Annotated in this window: 15 protein-coding genes; 8 read left to right on the top strand and 7 right to left on the bottom strand. The window is 69.5% G+C overall.

The window, feature by feature from the left end; all coding sequences use genetic code 11:
* Positions 1–352 precede the first annotated feature (352 nt).
* The 4 genes from G6N60_RS06860 (at position 353) to G6N60_RS06845 (ending at position 6,247) form a co-directional block, all read left to right on the top strand.
* Positions 353–1,549 carry an alkane 1-monooxygenase gene (locus G6N60_RS06860; protein WP_163734352.1) on the top strand — a complete coding sequence of 399 codons (1,197 nt, stop codon included), beginning with the start codon at positions 353–355 and terminating at the stop codon, positions 1,547–1,549.
* Positions 1,546–3,138: an FAD/NAD(P)-binding protein gene (locus G6N60_RS06855; protein ID WP_163734348.1), complete on the top strand. Its 1,593-nt coding sequence runs from the start codon at positions 1,546–1,548 to the stop codon at positions 3,136–3,138. The genes G6N60_RS06860 and G6N60_RS06855 overlap by 4 nt, the downstream gene beginning before the upstream one ends.
* 315 nt (positions 3,139–3,453) lie before the next feature.
* Positions 3,454–4,476 (top strand): NAD-dependent epimerase/dehydratase family protein, encoded by a 1,023-nt coding sequence (locus tag G6N60_RS06850; RefSeq protein WP_163734344.1) that lies wholly within the window; start codon positions 3,454–3,456, stop codon positions 4,474–4,476.
* Positions 4,454–6,247 (top strand): DegT/DnrJ/EryC1/StrS family aminotransferase, encoded by a 1,794-nt coding sequence (locus tag G6N60_RS06845; protein WP_163734341.1) that lies wholly within the window; start codon positions 4,454–4,456, stop codon positions 6,245–6,247. The genes G6N60_RS06850 and G6N60_RS06845 overlap by 23 nt, the downstream gene beginning before the upstream one ends.
* Here the strand turns inward: G6N60_RS06845 and G6N60_RS06840 are convergent.
* Both G6N60_RS06840 and G6N60_RS06835 read right to left on the bottom strand, forming a co-directional pair.
* Positions 6,244–7,308 carry a fatty acid desaturase family protein gene (locus G6N60_RS06840; RefSeq protein ID WP_246241170.1) on the bottom strand — a complete coding sequence of 355 codons (1,065 nt, stop codon included), beginning with the start codon at positions 7,306–7,308 and terminating at the stop codon, positions 6,244–6,246. The two genes, G6N60_RS06845 and G6N60_RS06840, sit on opposite strands and share 4 nt — an antisense overlap.
* Positions 7,309–7,431: 123 nt before the next feature.
* Positions 7,432–8,502, bottom strand: coding sequence for a ferredoxin reductase (locus tag G6N60_RS06835; RefSeq protein ID WP_163734336.1), 1,071 nt, complete (start codon positions 8,500–8,502; stop codon positions 7,432–7,434).
* Positions 8,503–8,571: 69 nt separating this feature from the next.
* Here G6N60_RS06835 and G6N60_RS06830 point away from each other — a divergent pair, with 69 nt between their 5' ends.
* The 3 genes from G6N60_RS06830 (at position 8,572) to G6N60_RS06820 (ending at position 11,665) form a co-directional block, all read left to right on the top strand.
* On the top strand, positions 8,572–9,258 hold the full coding sequence (locus G6N60_RS06830; protein ID WP_163734333.1) for a TetR family transcriptional regulator: 687 nt from the start codon (positions 8,572–8,574) through the stop codon (positions 9,256–9,258).
* Positions 9,259–9,422: 164 nt separating this feature from the next.
* The gene (pip, locus tag G6N60_RS06825; protein WP_246240394.1) at positions 9,423–10,415 is read left to right on the top strand and encodes a prolyl aminopeptidase; all 993 of its coding nucleotides are present in this window, start codon (positions 9,423–9,425) and stop codon (positions 10,413–10,415) included.
* Positions 10,400–11,665 carry a mechanosensitive ion channel family protein gene (locus G6N60_RS06820; protein WP_163734330.1) on the top strand — a complete coding sequence of 422 codons (1,266 nt, stop codon included), beginning with the start codon at positions 10,400–10,402 and terminating at the stop codon, positions 11,663–11,665. The genes pip and G6N60_RS06820 overlap by 16 nt, the downstream gene beginning before the upstream one ends.
* Before the next feature lie 5 nt (positions 11,666–11,670).
* Here G6N60_RS06820 and G6N60_RS06815 read toward each other — a convergent pair whose 3' ends face one another.
* The 5 genes from G6N60_RS06815 to G6N60_RS06795 all read right to left on the bottom strand — a co-directional run bounded on the left by G6N60_RS06815 (position 11,671) and on the right by G6N60_RS06795 (position 17,296).
* Complete coding sequence (locus G6N60_RS06815; RefSeq protein WP_163734327.1) at positions 11,671–12,084, bottom strand: hypothetical protein; 414 nt, start codon at positions 12,082–12,084, stop codon at positions 11,671–11,673.
* Between the two features lie 346 nt (positions 12,085–12,430).
* Positions 12,431–13,201, bottom strand: coding sequence for an SDR family NAD(P)-dependent oxidoreductase (locus tag G6N60_RS06810; protein WP_163734323.1), 771 nt, complete (start codon positions 13,199–13,201; stop codon positions 12,431–12,433).
* Between the two features lie 5 nt (positions 13,202–13,206).
* Entirely contained in the window at positions 13,207–14,058 is an 852-nt protein-coding gene (locus G6N60_RS06805) for a pseudouridine synthase (RefSeq protein WP_163743575.1), read from the bottom strand.
* Between the two features lie 20 nt (positions 14,059–14,078).
* Complete coding sequence (locus G6N60_RS06800) at positions 14,079–15,824, bottom strand: glycerol-3-phosphate dehydrogenase/oxidase (RefSeq protein ID WP_163734320.1); 1,746 nt, start codon at positions 15,822–15,824, stop codon at positions 14,079–14,081.
* A gap of 56 nt (positions 15,825–15,880) precedes the next feature.
* Positions 15,881–17,296 (bottom strand): NAD(P)H-quinone dehydrogenase, encoded by a 1,416-nt coding sequence (locus G6N60_RS06795; RefSeq protein WP_163734317.1) that lies wholly within the window; start codon positions 17,294–17,296, stop codon positions 15,881–15,883.
* Between the two features lie 37 nt (positions 17,297–17,333).
* Here G6N60_RS06795 and G6N60_RS06790 point away from each other — a divergent pair, with 37 nt between their 5' ends.
* A complete protein-coding gene (locus tag G6N60_RS06790) occupies positions 17,334–17,807 on the top strand; it encodes a gamma-glutamylcyclotransferase family protein (protein ID WP_163734314.1) in 474 nt (157 codons plus the stop codon).
* The last annotated feature ends 3 nt before the right edge of the window (positions 17,808–17,810 follow it).

The raw sequence follows: 17,810 nt of genomic DNA, 5'->3' as shown, positions 1-17,810 counted from the left end.
CACGCGATCATGCAAATCAATGCCCCAATTAAAATTAGCTGTTCGCAGGATTTCCCAAGTTATCACCAACGACCCCATACAGTTTTCGCAGGTCTTGACGTGCTCGTCAGGTGTCACGATATCGTCACCGATCGCTGCCCGGCCGCGTTGGCCGCTCGGCCAGAATACGCGTCAGACCATGGGAACTGACCGATAGACACCTGCGTACCTGCAGTTCAACGCCAGTGCGGCGGCGACCCGGTAGATCACGATGCCGTAGCAAACACCCGGCGCGGGCCCTGTTTTAGAGTACTCTTTGCTGCGGGTCAGGGTTTAACTGGGCCGTGAACGCACACCGTGATGGGAGGCGAGCATGCCGAATGGTCGGCTCAGGACTTCGCCCAATCACGACCTCATCACGACGCCCCGGTGGCGCGATCCCAAGCGTCACCTGTGGCTGTTCGGCCTGGTCGCCCCGACGGTGTTCCTGTTCTCCTGGATTGGCTTCCATCTCACGGGTTTTGGCATCTTCTGGTGGTCCGGGCCGCTGCTGACCTTCGTCATCATCCCCGTGCTCGACTACCTCGTCGGCCGCGACTCCGAGAACCCGCCCGACAGCGCGCTCGCGCAGCTGGAGGACGACCGGTTCTACCGTTGGGCCACCTATCTCTACCTGCCCATCCAGTACGTCTCGCTGGCGCTCGCCTGCTGGCTGTGGACCGGCGGCGGCTGGGTCACGCTGAACCGCGTCGACGAGATCGGCCTGATGATCACGATCGGCGGCATCGGCGGGATCGCGGTCAACGCCGCCCACGAGCTCGGCCATCAGCGCGCCAAGGCCGAGCAACGGCTGAGCAAGCTGGCGCTCGCGCAGGTGGGCTACGGCCACTTCTTCGTCGCACACAACCGCGGGCACCACATCCTCGTCGCCACGCCGGAGGACCCGGCCAGCTCGCGGATGGGCGAGAACCTCTACGCGTTCATCGTCAGGTCCTCGGTGGGCAACGTCCGGACGGCCTGGCGGCTGGAACGTCAGCGGCTGGCCCGCCTCGACCGCTCGGTGTGGTCCCCCCGCAACGACGTCCTCAACGCGTGGGCGATGACGCTGGTGCTCTTCGCCGCGCTGGTCGCCGCGTTCGGCCTGCACGTCCTGCCGTGGCTGATCGGGCAGGCCGTGGTGGGCGTCTGCCTCATGGAGGCCATCAACTTCCTCGAGCACTACGGGCTGCGGCGCCAACGCCGCCCCAACGGCCGGTACGAGCGCGTGCGGCCGTCGCACAGCTGGAACAACAACACCGTCGTCGCCAACCTCATCCTGTTCCACCTGCAGCGCCACTCCGATCACCACGCCCACCCGTCGCGCAGGTACCAAGCCCTGCGCCACGACGACGAGGCACCCCAGCTCCCCGCCGGATACTCGACGATGCTGCTGCTGGCCGGCATCCCCCCGCTGTGGCGCAGGGTCATGGATCCGCTGGTGCTGGCCCACTACGGCGGCGACATCCGGTTGGTTGCCATGCACCCGCGAAGCGAGAAGCGCCTGCTCGACCGGCACGCCCCCGTGGCGTGAGGACTGATCTGACGATCGTGGGGGCCGGGGTATCGGCCACCCACACGCTGCTCGCCCTCCTGCGCGACCTCGCGGCGGCACCCGCCCGACCCGCGCGACCCGTCCGCATCCTCGTCGTCGACCGCGACCCGCAGTTCTTCTCCGGGGTCCCCTACGGACACCGTTCGGGCCGGGCGTCGCTCACGCTGTCCACCCTCGCCGGATTCCTGCCCGACGACGAGCGCGCCCGGTTCACCGCGTGGCTGGACGCCGAGCGCGATCGCCTCCTGGCCGCTGCCGACGCCGGCTGGGCCGAGCGTCACCGCGGCGACGCCGAGGCGGGCCGGTGGGACGGGCTGTTCGTCCCGCGCCGGTGGTACGGCGAATACCTGACCGCCCAGGCGACGGCGGCGATCGCCGAGGCGCGGTCGGCGGGCATCGCCGAGGTGGCCCTGCTTACCGCCGAGATCGACTCGATTGAACGGTCCGACCGGGGGTTCGCCGTCAATGCCGGAGACACCCGGATCGAGACCGCAGCCGTCCTGCTAGCCACCGGATCCCCACCGACGCGCAGGCTGCCGACCGACGGTTCCGGCACCGCGGCCGGCCTCGTCCACGACCTCTACGATCCCGGCCTCGACGAGACGCTGGCCCGCCTGCGCGAGCAGCTCGGCGCGGCGGCCCCCGAGGACCGACGGGTCCTCATCGCCGGCGGCAACGCCTCGGCGCTGGAGTTCGTCCTGGCGAGCCGCGGCATCCTCGACGAGCTCGGGGCCCGCCTGACCGTGCTGTCGCCCGGCGGCCGACCGAGGAACTGGCGCCGCAAGACCCCGGGCGAGGTCGCCGAGCTCCCCGCGTTGGCGGCGCTGACGGCCAGAGCCGCCGATGGTGAGAACCTCACCGCCGCAGAGCTCTTCGAGGCCGTCGCCGCCGATCTTCGGGACTCCGTCCGCGCGGGAACGGACGTCGCGGCCGTGCAGGCCATGGTGCCGGCGATCCCGTCCTTCCTCCCCCGGCTGAGTGACCGCGAGCGGTCCGCGCTGGCCACCCGCCACGGCATGGCGATCACGACCCTGCTGCGGCAGGACTGCGGAGACGCCGTCGCCGTCCTCGAGGCGCTCGTCGAGCGCGGCGCCGTCGACTTCCAGGCCGGCCGCTACGTCGGCTGCCGGCCCGTCGGCCGGGCCTTCGAGGTGACGATCGCCGACGGTCGCGGCGAACAGCGCGCACTGCCCGTGCGCTACGCCGCCGTCGTCGGGGCCGTCGGTTTCGAGGGCGTCTCCCACACCGGGGCGCCACTCCTACGACAGTTGCTCGACGCGGGAATCGTCGAGGCCTCCGGTTCGGATGCCGGCCTGCGCGTCGACGAGCAATTCCAGGCCGCCCCCGGGCTGTACGTCATGGGCCCCCTGCTGGCCGGCAACGCCCATCCCCGCCTGCTCGTCTGGCATGCCGAGAGCGTCCGGCGCATCATGTCGCTCGCCCCCGAGGCCGCCAAGAGCATTGCGCGAGAAATGATCTTGGTCGTCGAAAACGATCTCGCTGGTGCGCCGTCCCCGGACGGTGGCGCCGTAGCCCTCGGAGGCGCCCATGATGCGACCGTGCGCTGATCACGGCGTCGGAGGCGCGACGGCGAAACGACGGGACACGGCCACTAATTGGCGCGGTCGGACATTTGCCTGGGCCGGTCGCTGCACGGCGCGTTTTGTTTGCTCGACACGTGCGGAGCGCTTGCGCATCACCGCCGGCGTTGGCACACTTACCTGGCAACGAAGCTCAACGCCGACTCGTGGCAGTTCTGCGTGCTCCGCGAGGATCCCCAGACGACTGGATCTGTGCCACATACCCACGCTCACAGGGGAGACGATGAACGTAGCACCGCTGGTCACGGCGCCCCGTGGGGTCGTCGTCGTTCGTGGCGCTCGATGAGGATCCTCGTCACCGGAGTCAGGGGCTTCGTCGGCACCGTCCTGGAGCAGCAGGCGGTCGACGCGGGCTGGGCGGTCGACGGCGTCGACCTGGACCTCTACCAGGAGACCTCGGCGGACGTCGTACCCGTGGCGGCGGGCGACGGCTCGACGGCGCTCTCGGACTTCCGCGAACTCCGGGTCGAGGACCTCGCGGGGTTCGACGCCGTCGTGCACCTGGCCGCGATCTCCAGCGACGCGGCCTGCGACCTGCGCGCCGACCAGTCTGACCGGCTCAACGGATCGGCCGCGATCGACCTGGCCCGGCTGACCAAGAAGGCCGGCGTCAGCCGGTTCGTGTTTGCGTCGAGCTGCAGCGTGTACGGCTCGGCGCCCAACCGCGTATCGGACGAGACGTCGCAGTGCACGCCGATCTCGACCTACGCCCGGTCGAAGCTCAGCGCCGAGGCGGGCATCCAGGCCGAGGCGTCCTCGACCTTCGCTCCGACCATCCTCCGGTTCGCGACGCTGTACGGCCTGTCCCCCAACCTGCGCAGCGACCTGGTGGTCAACACCATGGTCGCGTCGGCGCAGATGACCGGGGAGATCAACCTGCACGGCTCGGGCGAGCAGTCCCGTCCGCTGCTGCACGTCCGCGACGCCGCGTCGACCATCCTCGACGTGCTGAAGTCCGGCGAGGACGACATGCGCGGCCAGGTATTCAACGTCACCGACGAGTCGACCGGTTACTCGATCGCCCAGATCGCCGAGATGGTCCGGCGACGCGTCCCCGGCAGCCGGGTGGTGCACCACCCCGCCGCGACCGACCGGCGTCACTACCGCGTCGACGGCACCCGCCTGCACCGCTTCTGCCGGCGCCCGTCGATCCGCCTCGAGGACGGTGTCGCCGAGGTGGCCGACGGGCTGCGCAGCCCGCATTGGCAGCAACGGGCCTCGGCCTTGGAGAGCAACCGGGCGAGGGGTTTGCGCCACCTACTGGAACGAGGAGAGTTCGGCGATGACCTTCGCAGGCGCAGATAAGGACGGCGCGAACCTGGTCAGCATTCTGCTGCCCTGCTCCGAGCGGCCGTACGCGGTCGAGACGCGAGCGATCCCGTCGGTGCTCGCCCAGACCCACCGCGACTGGGAGCTCATCGTCGTCAGCGACACCGAGAACAACGCGCGGATGCGCGCCGCGGTGGCCCGGTTCGACGATCCCCGGATCACCTACGTCGAGGTGCCACGCTCCGGTGACGGCGTCCGCCGCGGCAGCCCCACCGCGCGCGCCAGGGCGTTGAACCTCGGGCAGCGGCTGGCCACCGGGACGGCGCTGTTCCTGCTCGACGAGGACTCCGAATACCTCCCCCACCACCTCGAGGCCAGCCGGCAGGCGATGAGCGCCGCCTCGGCCGACCTCGTCGCGGGGCCGGTCACGGTGTCCGACCCCAACACCGGCGGGGGCCTGGCCGTCGACGCCGCAGGAGCGCTGCAGACGGTGCCCGCCAGCGTGGCCTTCGCCGCGAGATGGCAGGACGTCGACTTTCCTGAAGACACGGACTTCCCCGGGGACGCCGACGGTCAGCCCGAGCGCGCCAAGTGGACCGCGATGCGCGACGCCGGAGCGCACGTCGTCGAGCTGACTGCCCCGGGAATCGTGTCGCACGGTGACGACGCCACCGGTCGGGTGCGGGTGTCCATGCCATCGCTGCCCGAGACCGCGCGCCTGCACGAGCTGGTCGACGCCATCGCCTACACGCGGCAGCTGTCCAACCACGGCCCCATCAACGCGAAGTTGGAGACCGGTCTCGCCGAGTACATCGGCGCGCGGCACGTGATCACCGCCGCCAGCGGGGACACCGCGCTGGGGATGGCCCTGATCTACGCGGCCAGCCGGTCCGACGACCGCGACGAGGTCGTGCTGCCCAGCTACACCTTCCCCTCGACGGTCAACTGCGTCGTGCGAGCCGGGCTGACCCCGGTCTTCTGCGACATCGAGCCCGAGAACCTCTGCGCCTCGGCGGCCACGATGGCGCCGCTCGTCACCGAGCGCACGCTGGCCCTGGTGCCGGTCCTCGCCCACGGCGCCCCGTGCGAGATCGACGGGATCCAGGACCTCGCCGACGAATCCGGTGCGCTGCTCATCACCGACGCCGCGGCCGCTCTGGGGGCGACGGTCGGCGGCCGCAAGGTCGGCACGTTCGGCGACATGGAGATGTTCAGCCTCAGCAGCACGAAGGTGCTGACCGCGGGCGAAGGGGGCTTCCTGAGCCTCGGCGACGACGACACCCTGGCCCGGCTGCGCGAGATCGGCCGCTACGGTCTCGACGGCAGCTTCTCCTGCGTCGCCCCGGGCGTGAACGGCCGGCTGGCCGAGTGGTCGGCCGGACTCGCCCTCGCCGGCATCGATCGCCTCGACGAGTGGCTGGTGGCGCGACGCCGCACGGCCACGCACTACGAGCAGGGGCTGGCCGACCTCGAGCACCTGCGGGTGATCCCGCACCACGTCGCGGATCGGATCGGGACCGCCAAGGACGTCGTGCTGGTCGTCGAATCGCCCGCGCTGCGCGACGAACTCGCCGAGCGGCTGCTGCGCAACCGCATCGAGACGCGACCGTACTTCCGGCCGGTGCACGTCATGTCGCCGTTCAAGCATCTGGTCCGCGCACCGCTGGAGGTCACCGACCAGCTGGCCGACCGCATGCTGTCGCTGCCCATCACGAACGAGATCCCCGAGTCGACCACTCAGCACGTCATCGACGTGTTGCGGTTCGAGCTCGAGGATCTCGTCGCACGTTCCTCGCTGCGCGCCTAACGCCAGGGCAGCGCCAGCCGGCAGATCTTGCGGACCACGGTGGCGAACTGCTGCGGCAGCGGACCCTTGTTGTAGGGAATGCCGTAGCGCTCGCAGATGTCCTGCACCTCGACCGAGATCTCCGCGTGCCGGAAGGCCGGGATGTCGGGGAACAGGTGGTGCTCGATCTGGAAGGACAGGTTGCCGCTCATCACGTGGAAGAGCTTTCCGCCGGTGAGGTTGGCCGAGCCGAGGATCTGGCGGAAGTACCACATGCCGCGGCTCTCGTTGGCGGTCTCCTCCTTGCTGAATTCCTGTGTGCCATCCGGGAAGTGGCCGCAGAAGATGATCGCGTAGGACCAGATGTTGCGGATCAGGTTGGCGGTCAGGTTGCCGGTGAAGACCCACGGCGCGAACGGGCCGGCCAGCAGCGGGAAGGCTACGTAGTCCTTCAGCGTCTGCCGCCTGACCTTGCGCCAGATGCCCTTGAGCACCTCGCGCTTGTCGGAGATGGAGATCTCGCCGGCGCGGATGCGCTCGGTCTCCAGCTCGTGCAGCGCGACGCCGTACTGGAACAGGATCATCAGCAGGAAGGCGTAGACCGGGTTGCCGAGGTAGTAGGGCACCCAGCGCTGGTCCTCGCTCATCCGCAGGATGCCGTAGCCGATGTCGCGGTCCATGTCGACGATGTTGGTGTAGGTGTGGTGCATGTAGTTGTGCGAGTGGCGCCACTGGTCACTCGGGCAGGCCGAGTCCCATTCGAAGTTGCGGCTCGTCAGCGCGGGGTCGCCCATCCAGTCGTACTGGCCATGCATGACGTTGTGGCCGATCTCCATGTTGTCGAGGATCTTCGACGCCGCGAGCATGGCCGTGCCCGCGATCCACGCCGGCGGCAGGATGCCGGCGAACAGCAGGGCCCGGCCGCCGACCTCCAGGGCGCGCTGCGCCTTGATGACGTTGCGGATGTAGGTCGCGTCGCGCTCGCCGAGGTCGGCGACTACGCGCTCGCGCAGCTCGTCGAGCTCGCGGCCGAAGGCGTCGGCCATCTCGGGGGTCATGGTGACGGGCTTGCCGCGGACCATCTTGGTGATGGCCTGCTGGACGGGCTCGGGCAGGACGTCGGCGACGTCGGCCTCGATGCCCTCAATGGTGGCGGGCCGTTCGAGCATGGCAGTCATATCTGAACTCCTTCTCGGTGGGTTGGGTTACAGCGCGAGTTCGACGTCGCCGAGCGGGACGGACACGCAGATCTGGACATCCTCCTCGTCGGCCGTCGACACCGCGCCCGTGACGAGGTTCTTGACCGCGCCGCTGGTCTTGCGGCGGGTGCAGGTGTGGCAGATGCCCATGCGGCATCCGTTCTCCGGCGTCAGTCCGGCCGCCTCGGCCTGCTCGAGCAGCGAGCGACCGTCGTCGGTGACGTCGATGCCGCTGTCGGCGAACGCCACGGTGCCGCCCGACGCCTCGGCCGGGACGGCGAACACCGGCGGGACGAAGCTCTCGAAGGCGGCGTCGGGGAAGTGCGTGCGCACGGCGTCGACGAGGGCGGGCGGGCCGCAGACGAACACCGCGTCCGGAGTAGCGTCGCCCAGGTGTTCGGGGTTGAAGTAGCCGACCAGGTCGCCCGATTCCGGCGAGCGGGAGTACCCGCGCAGGACCGTGACGCCGTCCATGGCGTCGAGTTCGGCGCGGTAGCTCGCCTCCTCGGGGGTGCGGGCGTAGTGGATGAAGGTGATGTCGCGGTCGGAGCCCTCCGCCCGCAAGGTGCGGAGCATCGAGAGCACCGGGGTGATGCCGCTGCCGCCGGAGACGAACAGCACGCGCTGCGGTCGCACGGCGGGCAGCGTGAAGTCGCCGCCGACGCCGTCGAGTCCGACGACCATGCCGGGCCTGGCGTTGCGGAACAGGTGCTGCGAGACGCGGCCGCCGTCGTGCACGCCGATCGTCAGTTCGAGCAGGCGGTCGCCCTCGGCGTTCGCCGGCGAGTAGGGGCGGGTCTGCCTGCGGCCGTCGACCTCGACGGTCAGGTTGACGTGCTGACCTGCGCGCAGGGCGGGTCCGGCCGCGAAGGCCGCGTTGGGTTCCAGGGTGAGGGTGACGCTGCGAGGCGTCTGCCGACGGACCGCAACCACCTTGGCGCGGGCGTCGCCCAGCGTCCAGGTGGGCTCGACGAGCTCCGTGTAGCGATCGACGCCGTGCGGGCCGGTGAGCAGGTCGACCAGTGGTGACCGCAGCACCCGGTCCCGCAGGCTCAGCGTCTTGGTTTGAGTGAACATGTGTATACCGTGCGCCTCATCGGCCGAACCCGTCAATACGTTTGACCAGGTTGTGGTAGGTTTCACACAGTGAACGATCGTACGCCCAGTTCACGATCGGCCCGGTCGGGACGCTCGGGGTCGTCGCGTTCGTCCCGCGACACGCTGACTCGGGAAGAACGCAAGGAAGCCACCCGGCGGGCCATCGTCGCAGCGGCCCTGCACCTGCTCGAGGAACGCAGCTTCAGCGCGCTCAGCCTGCGTGAGGTCACGCGCGAGGCGGGCATCGTGCCCGCGGCCTTCTACCGGCACTTCGACTCGATGGAGGCCCTGGGCCTGGTGCTCATCGACGAGTCGTTCCGCGCGCTGCGCGACATGCTGCGCGGTGCGCGCGCGGGCAAGCTGGATCCGAGCCGCGTGATCGAGTCGACCGTCGACATCCTCATCGCCGGGGTCAACGAGCGACGCGAACACTGGCGCTTCATCGGCCGGGAACGCAACAGCGGAGTCACCGTGCTGCGCTACGCCATTCGCACCGAGATACGGCTGATCACGTCCGAACTCGCCATCGACCTCACGCGCTTCCCCGGCCTCAACGAGTGGACCGCCGAGGACCTCAACATCCTCTCCAGCCTGTTCGTCAACGCGATGATCTCCATCGCCGAGGCCATCGAGGATGCCCCCGATCAGCAGGCCCTCGACGAGATCCGCCACACGGCGGTCAAGCAGCTGCGGCTGATCATCGTCGGAATCACCGGATGGCGCAGCAGCCATTGATCACCCTGCACCAAACACGCTGTCGCCGTAGCGGTTTCGGGAGCGCGTCGACCCACGTGGCGGCCGCTACCGGAAGGGCCGGCTGACGTGCCCCACCCGGCCATCGAGCCCTACGCGTCGGGACTGCTCGACGTCGGCGACGGCCATCTCGTGTACTGGGAGACGTGTGGCAACCAGAGGGCATTCCCGCGGTCGCCCTGCACGGCGGCCCCGGATCGGGCTGCGTTCCCGGCATGCGCCAGCTCTTCGATCCCGCCGTGTATCGCATCGTCCTGTTCGATCAGCGCGGGTGCGGCAGAAGCACCCCGCACGCCGCCGACCATCCAGTCGACTTGAGCGCCAACACCACTCACCATCTGATCGCCGACATCGAACTGCTCCGGGAGCACCTCGGGGTGTCGAGGTGGCTCGTCGTCGGTTGGTCGTGGGGGACGACGCTCGCACTGGCCTACGCCGAACGGCACCCCACCCGCGTGTCGGGCCTCGCGCTGACCGCAGTGACCACGACGGGTCCGCGCGAGGTCGAGTGGATCACCCGTACTGCCGGTTGTTTCTTTCCCGCACAGTGGGCCCGCTTCCGCGACGCCGTACCTGCCGAGGATCGGGACGGCAGTCTCGCCGAGGCGTACGCGCGCCTGCTTCACGACGACGACCCGGAGGTGCGCGAGAAGGCCGCCCGCGATTGGTGCGACTGGGAGGCCAGCCACGTCGACATCGACGGGCAGCGTCCTCCCCCGCCGCGTTACGCCGATCCGAGATACCGAATGTGCTTCGCGCGCTTAGTCACTCACTATTGGCGACATGCCGCCTGGCTGCCCGACGGGGAGCTGTTGCGCAACGTCGATCGCATCGCCCACCTGCCCGCGGTGCTGATCCACGGGCGACTGGACCTGAGCGGCCCGCCCGACGTCGCCTGGCAGCTCGCCCAATCGTGGCCCGCCGCGCGGCTACACGTCGTCGAGGGTGTGGACACTCCTCGGGCGGCGTCATGGCCGAGCACCTCGGTGTGTTCCTCGACGAGTTCGCGGCACACGAATCCCTCGATGGCTAAACGTCTTTCGCACTGTGATGACGCTCTCATTCGCGTGTCGCAGTGGTGCGCAGTCCGGGTCGACGGAACCGCGGGCCTGCCGTACCGTCGATGGCTGACCGCCTGACCCCGATCTACGGGAGCCGAGAGTCCGTGTCCCATCGCTTCACTTCCTTCACCGACGTCGCCGTCACCGCAGCCTGGGTGGCCGCCGCCGTAATGGTCGCCTACTTCCTCGGCGTGGTGCTCTCCTGGGTGCTGCTGCGCCGCGGCAGGCGCAGCACGCTGATCACCGACGTCGCGACCTTCACCCGCATCCCCGGCCGCGTCACGTTGATGGTGATGGCGGCCGGAATCGCCGTCAAACGCGTCATCGACCCGTCGGCATCCTGGCGCGGCTGGGTCGACCATGCGTTGCTCATCCTGTTCATCGCGGCGATCACCTGGGTCGCCGTCAGCCTGGTGCGCGTCATCGAGCGCGAGGCCATCAAGAAGTTCGGCGGTGGCGACTCCGAGGTCACCGACGCCGACCGCCGACGTCGCAAGGTCCGCACCCAGGTCACGGTGATGCGCCGGGTCGTCAGCGCAATCGTCGTCCTGATGGGACTGTCGTCGGCGCTGATGACGTTCCCGTCGTTCACCGACATCGGGAAGACCCTCTTCGCGTCGGCCGGCGTGCTGTCGGTCGTCGCGGGCCTGGCGGCCCAGACGTCCCTCGGGGCGGTGTTCGCGGGCATCCAGATCGCCTTCTCCGATGCCATCCGCGTCGGTGACGTCGTGGTGCTGGAGGACGAGTGGGGGCGCATCGAGGAGATCACGCTGACCTACGTCGTGGTGCATCTCTGGGACGAGCGCCGCCTGGTGCTGCCGTGTACCTACTTCACCACCAAGCCCTTTCAGAACTGGACCCGCAACGCGACCGAGCTGCTCGGCACCGCGGAGTTCGACCTGGACTTCACCGTTCCGATCGATGCCATGCGCGCGGAGCTCGAACGGCTGCTGTCCGGTGACGAGCTGTGGGACTGCCGGGTCGGCATCGTGCAGGTGACCGACTGCGTCGGCGGTTATCTGCGGGTCCGGATGCTGGTCAGCGCCTCCAATGCGCCCGCCCTGTTCGACCTGCGCTGCCACGTCCGAGAGGGCATCACGGCCTGGCTGCAGCGCACCAACCCCGGGGCGCTCCCGAGGTGGCGGGTCGAACAGTTCAGCGGTGACGCGTCCGAACTCTCGGCGCGCGACATCGGTGCGCGCGGCGACCTGTCCGATGGCTCTCTGTTCAGCGGCAGCAAGGCGGCCGAGCAGCGCGGTCGGGTCTTCGACACCGACGGCGCCACGGCCGGTGCCAACGGCGACCGCGCCCACTACGACGGCGGGTAGCTCGGTCAGCCGGGCCCCGGGTGCAGCAGCCGTTGCAGCCACTCCGGCAGTCGGAACGGTGCAGGCGCCGGCGGAGTAGGCCTGACCATCATCTCGACGGTGGGACCGTCGGCGAAGTGCGTCGCACTGCTCGGCGGAGCGGCGGGCAGCGCGGGTGGAGGGGTCTCCGCCAGCGGCGTCTGCGCTTGCGGCGTGGGCGAGGGCGTGGGCGTCTGCGCCTCGGGGGTGGGCGTCTGCGCCTGCGGCGTCTGGACCACCACCGGGTGCGTCGACTGGTCCGACATCGTGACCACCGAGAACGCCAGCGCCATCAGGGCGGCGATTCCCAGCGCCGAGGCCGCCGCGAGAACCCCGGGGCGTTCGTGCCACGGGGCGCGGGACACGTCACGCGTCGTGTCGTCCGGTGGTCTCGGCGCCATGGCCCACGATGATAGAGACCCAAGCTGTAGGTCCCGGATCCATCGCGGTCGTCCCCGGGCACGCAGTCGGAGACCTCCCCGCCAGCAGCGTCACCATCTGTTGACGGCCACCGAAATGCACTCACCCCCGGACGCGTCCCGCACGCCCGCAGCGTCGGGGAGAGAGTCGGAGACCTCCCCGCCAACAGCGTCACCATTTGTTGACGGCCACCGGAACGCATTCACCCCCGGACTCGTCCCGCACGCCCGCAGCGTCGCGACACAGTCGGAGATCTCCCCGTCTGCAGCGTCACCATCTGTTGACGGCCACCGGAACGCACTCACCCCCGGACTCGTCCCGCTCGAGCTACCGGGGTGTGCCGCCACCATCCACGATCACGACCGTGCCGGTGACGTAACTACCCGCATCCGAGCACAGCAGCAGAGCGGCGCCGACCATCTCGTCGGGCGTGGCCAGCCGCTTCATCAGCGTGTTCCCCACCATCTGATCGATGGCCTCCTGCGGATTCGCGCGCATCATGTCGGTGTCGACCGGGCCGGGGGCGATCGCGTTGACGCGGATGCCGTCGGCGGCGAACTCGGCTGCCATCGATCGCGTGAATGACATCATCGCGGACTTGGCGGCCGCGTAGATGGACAGCGACGGCGAGAAGTGAAATGCGCCCACCGACACGATGTTCAGCACTGCGGCGTGCGCGCTCGCCCTGAGGTGCGGCAGCGCCGCCTGAACGAGGAAGACCGGCCCTCGCACGTTCACGTCGTGCGACTTCGCCAACGCGTCGGCGGTCATCTCGCCGAGCGGTTGCGCCAACGCGTTGGCGGCATTGTTGACCACCACGTCGATGCCGCCGAACTCGGTGACCGCGGCGCCCACCAGCGCGTCCAGATCATCCAGGTTGCCCGCGTGGGCGGGTACCCCGATGGCGTGGCCATCCAGGTGCCGCAGATGCCTGGCCGCTTCCTCGCAGGCGTCGGCCTTGCGGCTGGACACCACGACGCGGGCGCCGGCGAGCACGAAGCCCTCGGCGAGCGCCAGCCCGATGCCGCGGGTGCCGCCCGTCACGATCACGGTGCGGTCGGTCATGTCGAACAGTGCGTCGAACGCGGTACGGTCCACGCCCGTCAGTAGACCACGGGGTCGCTCAGCGACCGCGCACTCTGGAACACCCGGTGCTCGCCCGTCACCGGATCGGTGAACTCCAGGCCATGGGCCAGCAGTCCGAGCGGCCGGGTGAAGTCACCGGGTGCCACATCGAGCACGTCAGGGTAGAGCGGGTCGTTGCGCAGCGGCAGCCCCAGCGACGCCATGTGCACCCGCAGCTGATGCGTGCGACCCGTCCGCGGAGTGAGCCGATACTCACCGTCGCCGATACGCTCCACCAGCGTCTCGGCATTGACCTCACCGGGCTCCTCGAACGCCTGCAATCGACTGCGCTGCTTGATGATTCGACTACGAATCACCATGGGCAGGTCGAGCTCGGGGGCGTCACGGGCCTGCGCCAGATACGTCTTGCGCACCTCGCCGCGGGCGAACATCGACTGGTAGGCGCCGCGCACCTCGGGCCGAACCGTGAACATCAGCACGCCGGCCGTCAACCGGTCGAGGCGGTGGGCCGGGCTCAGCGCGGGAAGGTCGAGCGCCCGGCGCAGCCGCACCAGAGCCGTCTGGACGACGTGGCCACCGCGCGGCATCGTCGCCAGGAAGTGCGGCTTGTCGACGACGACGACGTTCTCGTCGCGGTACAGCACGGGCACGTCGAACGGAACGGGCACCTCGTCGGGCAGATCCCGGTACAGGTACACGAAGGCTCCTGGCGCGAGCACCGTACCGGCTTCGACGACGGTGCCATCGGCGCAAAGGACTTCCCCCGCAAGCACTTTCGCGGCGGCTTCCTCACCGAAGCGGTCGGCCAGCTCGACGAGCACCGCACCGCCGCGCAGCCGCACCCTGGCGGGCCCGACACCGTCGCGCATCGGCAGCGGTGCGGATCGGCTCACGTCAGCGGCACCGGCTCGAGGATCTCCGCCCGCGCTTCCGGAGCGGCGGCGCGCAGCGCGTCGGCCGATCCGTCGTCGGGCTGGGTCTGCGACAGTACCTCCGCCTCGACGCGCGCCCGGTACGTCGCCACCTCGCGGTCGACGTCCTCCGCACTCCAACCGAGCACGGGCGCAACGACTTCGGCGACTTCACGCGCGCAGTCGACGCCGCGGTGCGGGTACTCGATCGAGATCCGCATCCGTCGGGCCAGAATGTCCTCGAGGTGCAGGGCGCCCTCGGCCGCCGCCGCGTACCACGCCTCGACCTTGAGGTACACCGGCGCCTCGGTGATGGGCGCCAACAACTCTGGACGTCCTTCGGCCATCGCGAGGACCTCGCCGATCAGCGAGCCGTAGCGGTCCAGCAGGTGCCTGACGCGGTAGGGGTGCAGATTGTAGTGCGCACCAACGTGTTCGGTCTGATTGATCAGCGCGAAGTACCCGTCGGCACCCATCAGCGGCACCTTCTCGGTGATCGACGGCGCCACCCTGGTCGGGACGAACTGGCTGGCCGCGTCGATGGCGTCCTCCCCCATCACGCGGTAGGTGGTGTACTTGCCGCCCGCGATCGCCACCAGGCCCGGCGACGGGCTTGCGACGGCGTGCTCGCGCGACAGCTTCGAGGTCTCTTCGCTCTCACCGGCCAGCAGCGGCCGCAGGCCCGCGTAGACACCGTCGATGTCGTCGTGGTTCAGCGGCGTCGCCAGCACGGTGTTGACGTGGCCGAGGATGTAGTCGATGTCGGCCTTGGTCGCGGCGGGGTGCGCCAGGTCGAGGTTCCAGTCGGTGTCGGTGGTGCCGATGATCCAGTGCGTCCCCCAGGGGATGACGAACAGCACCGACTTCTCGGTCCGCAGGATGATCGCCACCTCGCTGACGATGCGGTCGCGCGGCACCACGATGTGGACGCCCTTGGACGCACGCACCCGAAAACGGCCGCGCTGCTTGGACAATGCCTGGATCTCGTCGGTCCAGACGCCGGTGGCGTTGACGACCACGTGGCCGTGGACCTCGGTCACCGCACCGTCCTCGGAATCGCGCACCCGTACGCCGGTCACGCGGTCGCCCTCGCGCAGCAGCGACACCACCTGCGTCGAGGTCCGCACGACGGCGCCGTAGTGGGCGGCGGTGCGGGCGACGGTCATGGTGTGCCTGGCGTCGTCGACGACGGTGTCGTAGTACCGGATGCCGCCGATGAGCGAGCTGCGCTTGAGCCCGGGCGCCAGCCGCAGCGCCCCCGCCTTCAGCAGATGCTTTTGTGCCGGAACGGATTTCGCGCCGCCGAGCTGGTCGTAGAGGAAGATGCCCGCCGCCACGTAGGGCCGCTCCCACAGGCGCTTGGTCAGCGGGAAGAGGAACGGCAGCGGCTTGACGAGGTGGGGCGCCAACGTCGTCAGCGACAGCTCGCGTTCGTGCAGCGCCTCGCGGACCAGACCGAACTCGAGCTGTTCGAGGTAGCGCAGGCCGCCGTGAAACATCTTGGAGGACCGGCTCGACGTGCCCGACGCGAAGTCGCGGGCCTCGACGAGGGCCACCTTGAGGCCGCGGGTGGCAGCGTCGAGCGCGGCTCCGGCACCCACGACGCCACCGCCGATGACGACGACGTCGAACTGCTCGCTGCCGAGACGTTCCCATGCCTGGGCGCGCCATTCCGGACCGAGAAGGGTCTGCCCGTTGCCCGGACCGGGGATCGGGTCAATCACGCCAACGGCTCCTCTGGTTACTGATCGGTAGCACTGCCCCTTCGAGCCTACGTCGTCTAGTCCAAATCGTCGTGAGCCATCAACCGCCGGGCGGCCTCGACGGTCGAACCGGACAGCGACGGGTAGACCGACAGCGTCTGGGCCAGGTCGGTCACCGAGATCCGGTTCTGCACGGCCAGCGCGATGGGCAGGATCAGTTCCGAGGCGATCGGCGCGACCACGACGCCGCCGATCACGACGCCGGTCGCCGGGCGGCAGAAGATCTTGACGAAGCCGCGGCGCAGCAGTGACATCTTTGCCCTGGCGTTCGTGGTCAGCGGCAGCATCAGCGTGCGCGCGGGCACGGTGCCATTGTCGATCGAGGTCTGCGGCACCCCGACGGCGGCAATCTCCGGACGGGTGAACACGGCCGCCGCGACGGTGCGCAACCGGATGGGCGAGACACCCTCGCCGAGGGCGTGGTACATCGCGATCCGGCCCTGCATGGCGGCCACGGACGCCAGCGGCAGCAGACCGGTGCAGTCCCCGGCCGCGTAGATGCCTGCCGCGGTCGTGCGCGAAACCCGGTCCACTGCAAGGTAATTGCCGCGACCCAGCTCGATGCCGACCCGCTCCAGCCCGAGGTTCTCGGTGTTGGGCACCGAGCCGACCGTCATCAGGGCGTGGCTGCCCTCGACGGTGCGGCCGTCGGCCATCGCGACCACGACGCCGTCGGCGGTGCGGGTGACCGAGTCCGCGCGCGCATTCTTGACCAGCTTCACGCCGCGTTCGGCGAACGTCTCCTCGAGCACGCCGGCAGCGTCGGAGTCCTCGTGGGGCAGGATCTGGTCCCGGCTGGCGACCACGGTGACCTGGACGCCGAGCTCGGTGTAGGCGTTGCAGAACTCGGCGCCGGTGACGCCAGAACCGACGATGACGAGGTGTTCGGGGAGCTCGGTCAGGTCGTAGAGCTGCCGCCAGTTGAGGATGCGCTCCCCGTCGGGCACCGCGTTGGGCAGCACGCGCGGCCGGGCGCCGGTGGCGATCAGCACCACGTCGGCCTTAAGGACCCCGACCTTGCCGTCGGAGGTGGTGACCCGCACCCGGTGGTGCGCCATGCCGGGCAGGTCGTCGACGAGTTCGCCGTGCCCGTGCACGATCGTGACGCCGTCGCGCAGGAGGTTGGAGCCGATGTCGGCCGACTGCGAGCGCGCGAGCGTCTTCACGCGGTTGTGGATCTGGGGCAGCGAGATCTGCGCGTCCTCGATCTTGATGTCGAAGCCGAGCCCGTCGGCGCGCCGCAACTCGGTGCGCACCCCGGTCGAGGCGATGAAGGTCTTGGACGGCACGCAGTCCCACAGCACGCAGGCGCCGCCGATGCCGTCGGACTCGACGATGGTGACGTGGGCGACGTCGGGGCCGCGGCCCGCTGCGACGAGCGCGGCCTCGTAGCCGGCGGGCCCGCCGCCGATGATCACGATGCGGGTAGCCACGATCCCAACCTAGTCGCTTACCCCTTAGGCTTGCCCCGTGCCGCTCTACGCCGCGTACGGGTCGAACATGCATCCGGAGCAGATGCTTCAGCGAGCACCCCATTCGCCGATGGCGGGAACGGGGTGGCTGCACGGCTGGCGCCTGACCTTCGGCGGCGCCGACCTCGGCTGGGAGGGCGCCCTGGCCACCCTCGTCGAGGATCCGCTGTCCAAGGTCTTCGTCGTCCTCTACGACATGACGAAGGAGGACGAGGAGAACCTGGACCGCTGGGAGGGCTCGGAGCTCGGGTTCCACAAGAAGATCCGCTGCCGCGTGCACCGGGAGTCCTCCGACACCAGCACCGATCCGGTCCTCGCCTGGCTCTACGTCGTCGACGCCTGGGAGGGCGGCCTGCCCTCGGCACGCTATCTCGGGGTGATGTCCGAGGCCGCCGAGATCGCGGGCGCCCCGGAGGAGTACGTCCACGATCTGCGCACCCGACCGTCCATCAACGTGGGCCCCGGCACCTGACCT

It is taken from the genome of Mycolicibacterium madagascariense (genome assembly GCF_010729665.1).
GTDB lineage: Bacteria > Actinomycetota > Actinomycetes > Mycobacteriales > Mycobacteriaceae > Mycobacterium > Mycobacterium madagascariense.
This window is presented reverse-complemented; position numbering and strand designations above follow the sequence as displayed.

Excerpts from the sequence above, each read along its gene's own strand:
- G6N60_RS06860 (WP_163734352.1), top strand. The coding sequence starts at position 353 with ATGCCGAATGGTCGGCTCAGGACTTCGCCCAATCACGACCTCATCACG.
- G6N60_RS06850 (WP_163734344.1), top strand. The coding sequence starts at position 3,454 with ATGAGGATCCTCGTCACCGGAGTCAGGGGCTTCGTCGGCACCGTCCTG.
- G6N60_RS06845 (WP_163734341.1), top strand. The coding sequence starts at position 4,454 with ATGACCTTCGCAGGCGCAGATAAGGACGGCGCGAACCTGGTCAGCATT.
- G6N60_RS06840 (WP_246241170.1), bottom strand. The coding sequence starts at position 7,308 with ATGGTCCGCGGCAAGCCCGTCACCATGACCCCCGAGATGGCCGACGCC.
- G6N60_RS06835 (WP_163734336.1), bottom strand. The coding sequence starts at position 8,502 with ATGTTCACTCAAACCAAGACGCTGAGCCTGCGGGACCGGGTGCTGCGG.
- G6N60_RS06820 (WP_163734330.1), top strand. The coding sequence starts at position 10,400 with ATGGCTGACCGCCTGACCCCGATCTACGGGAGCCGAGAGTCCGTGTCC.
- G6N60_RS06815 (WP_163734327.1), bottom strand. The coding sequence starts at position 12,084 with ATGGCGCCGAGACCACCGGACGACACGACGCGTGACGTGTCCCGCGCC.
- G6N60_RS06805 (WP_163743575.1), bottom strand. The coding sequence starts at position 14,058 with ATGCGCGACGGTGTCGGGCCCGCCAGGGTGCGGCTGCGCGGCGGTGCG.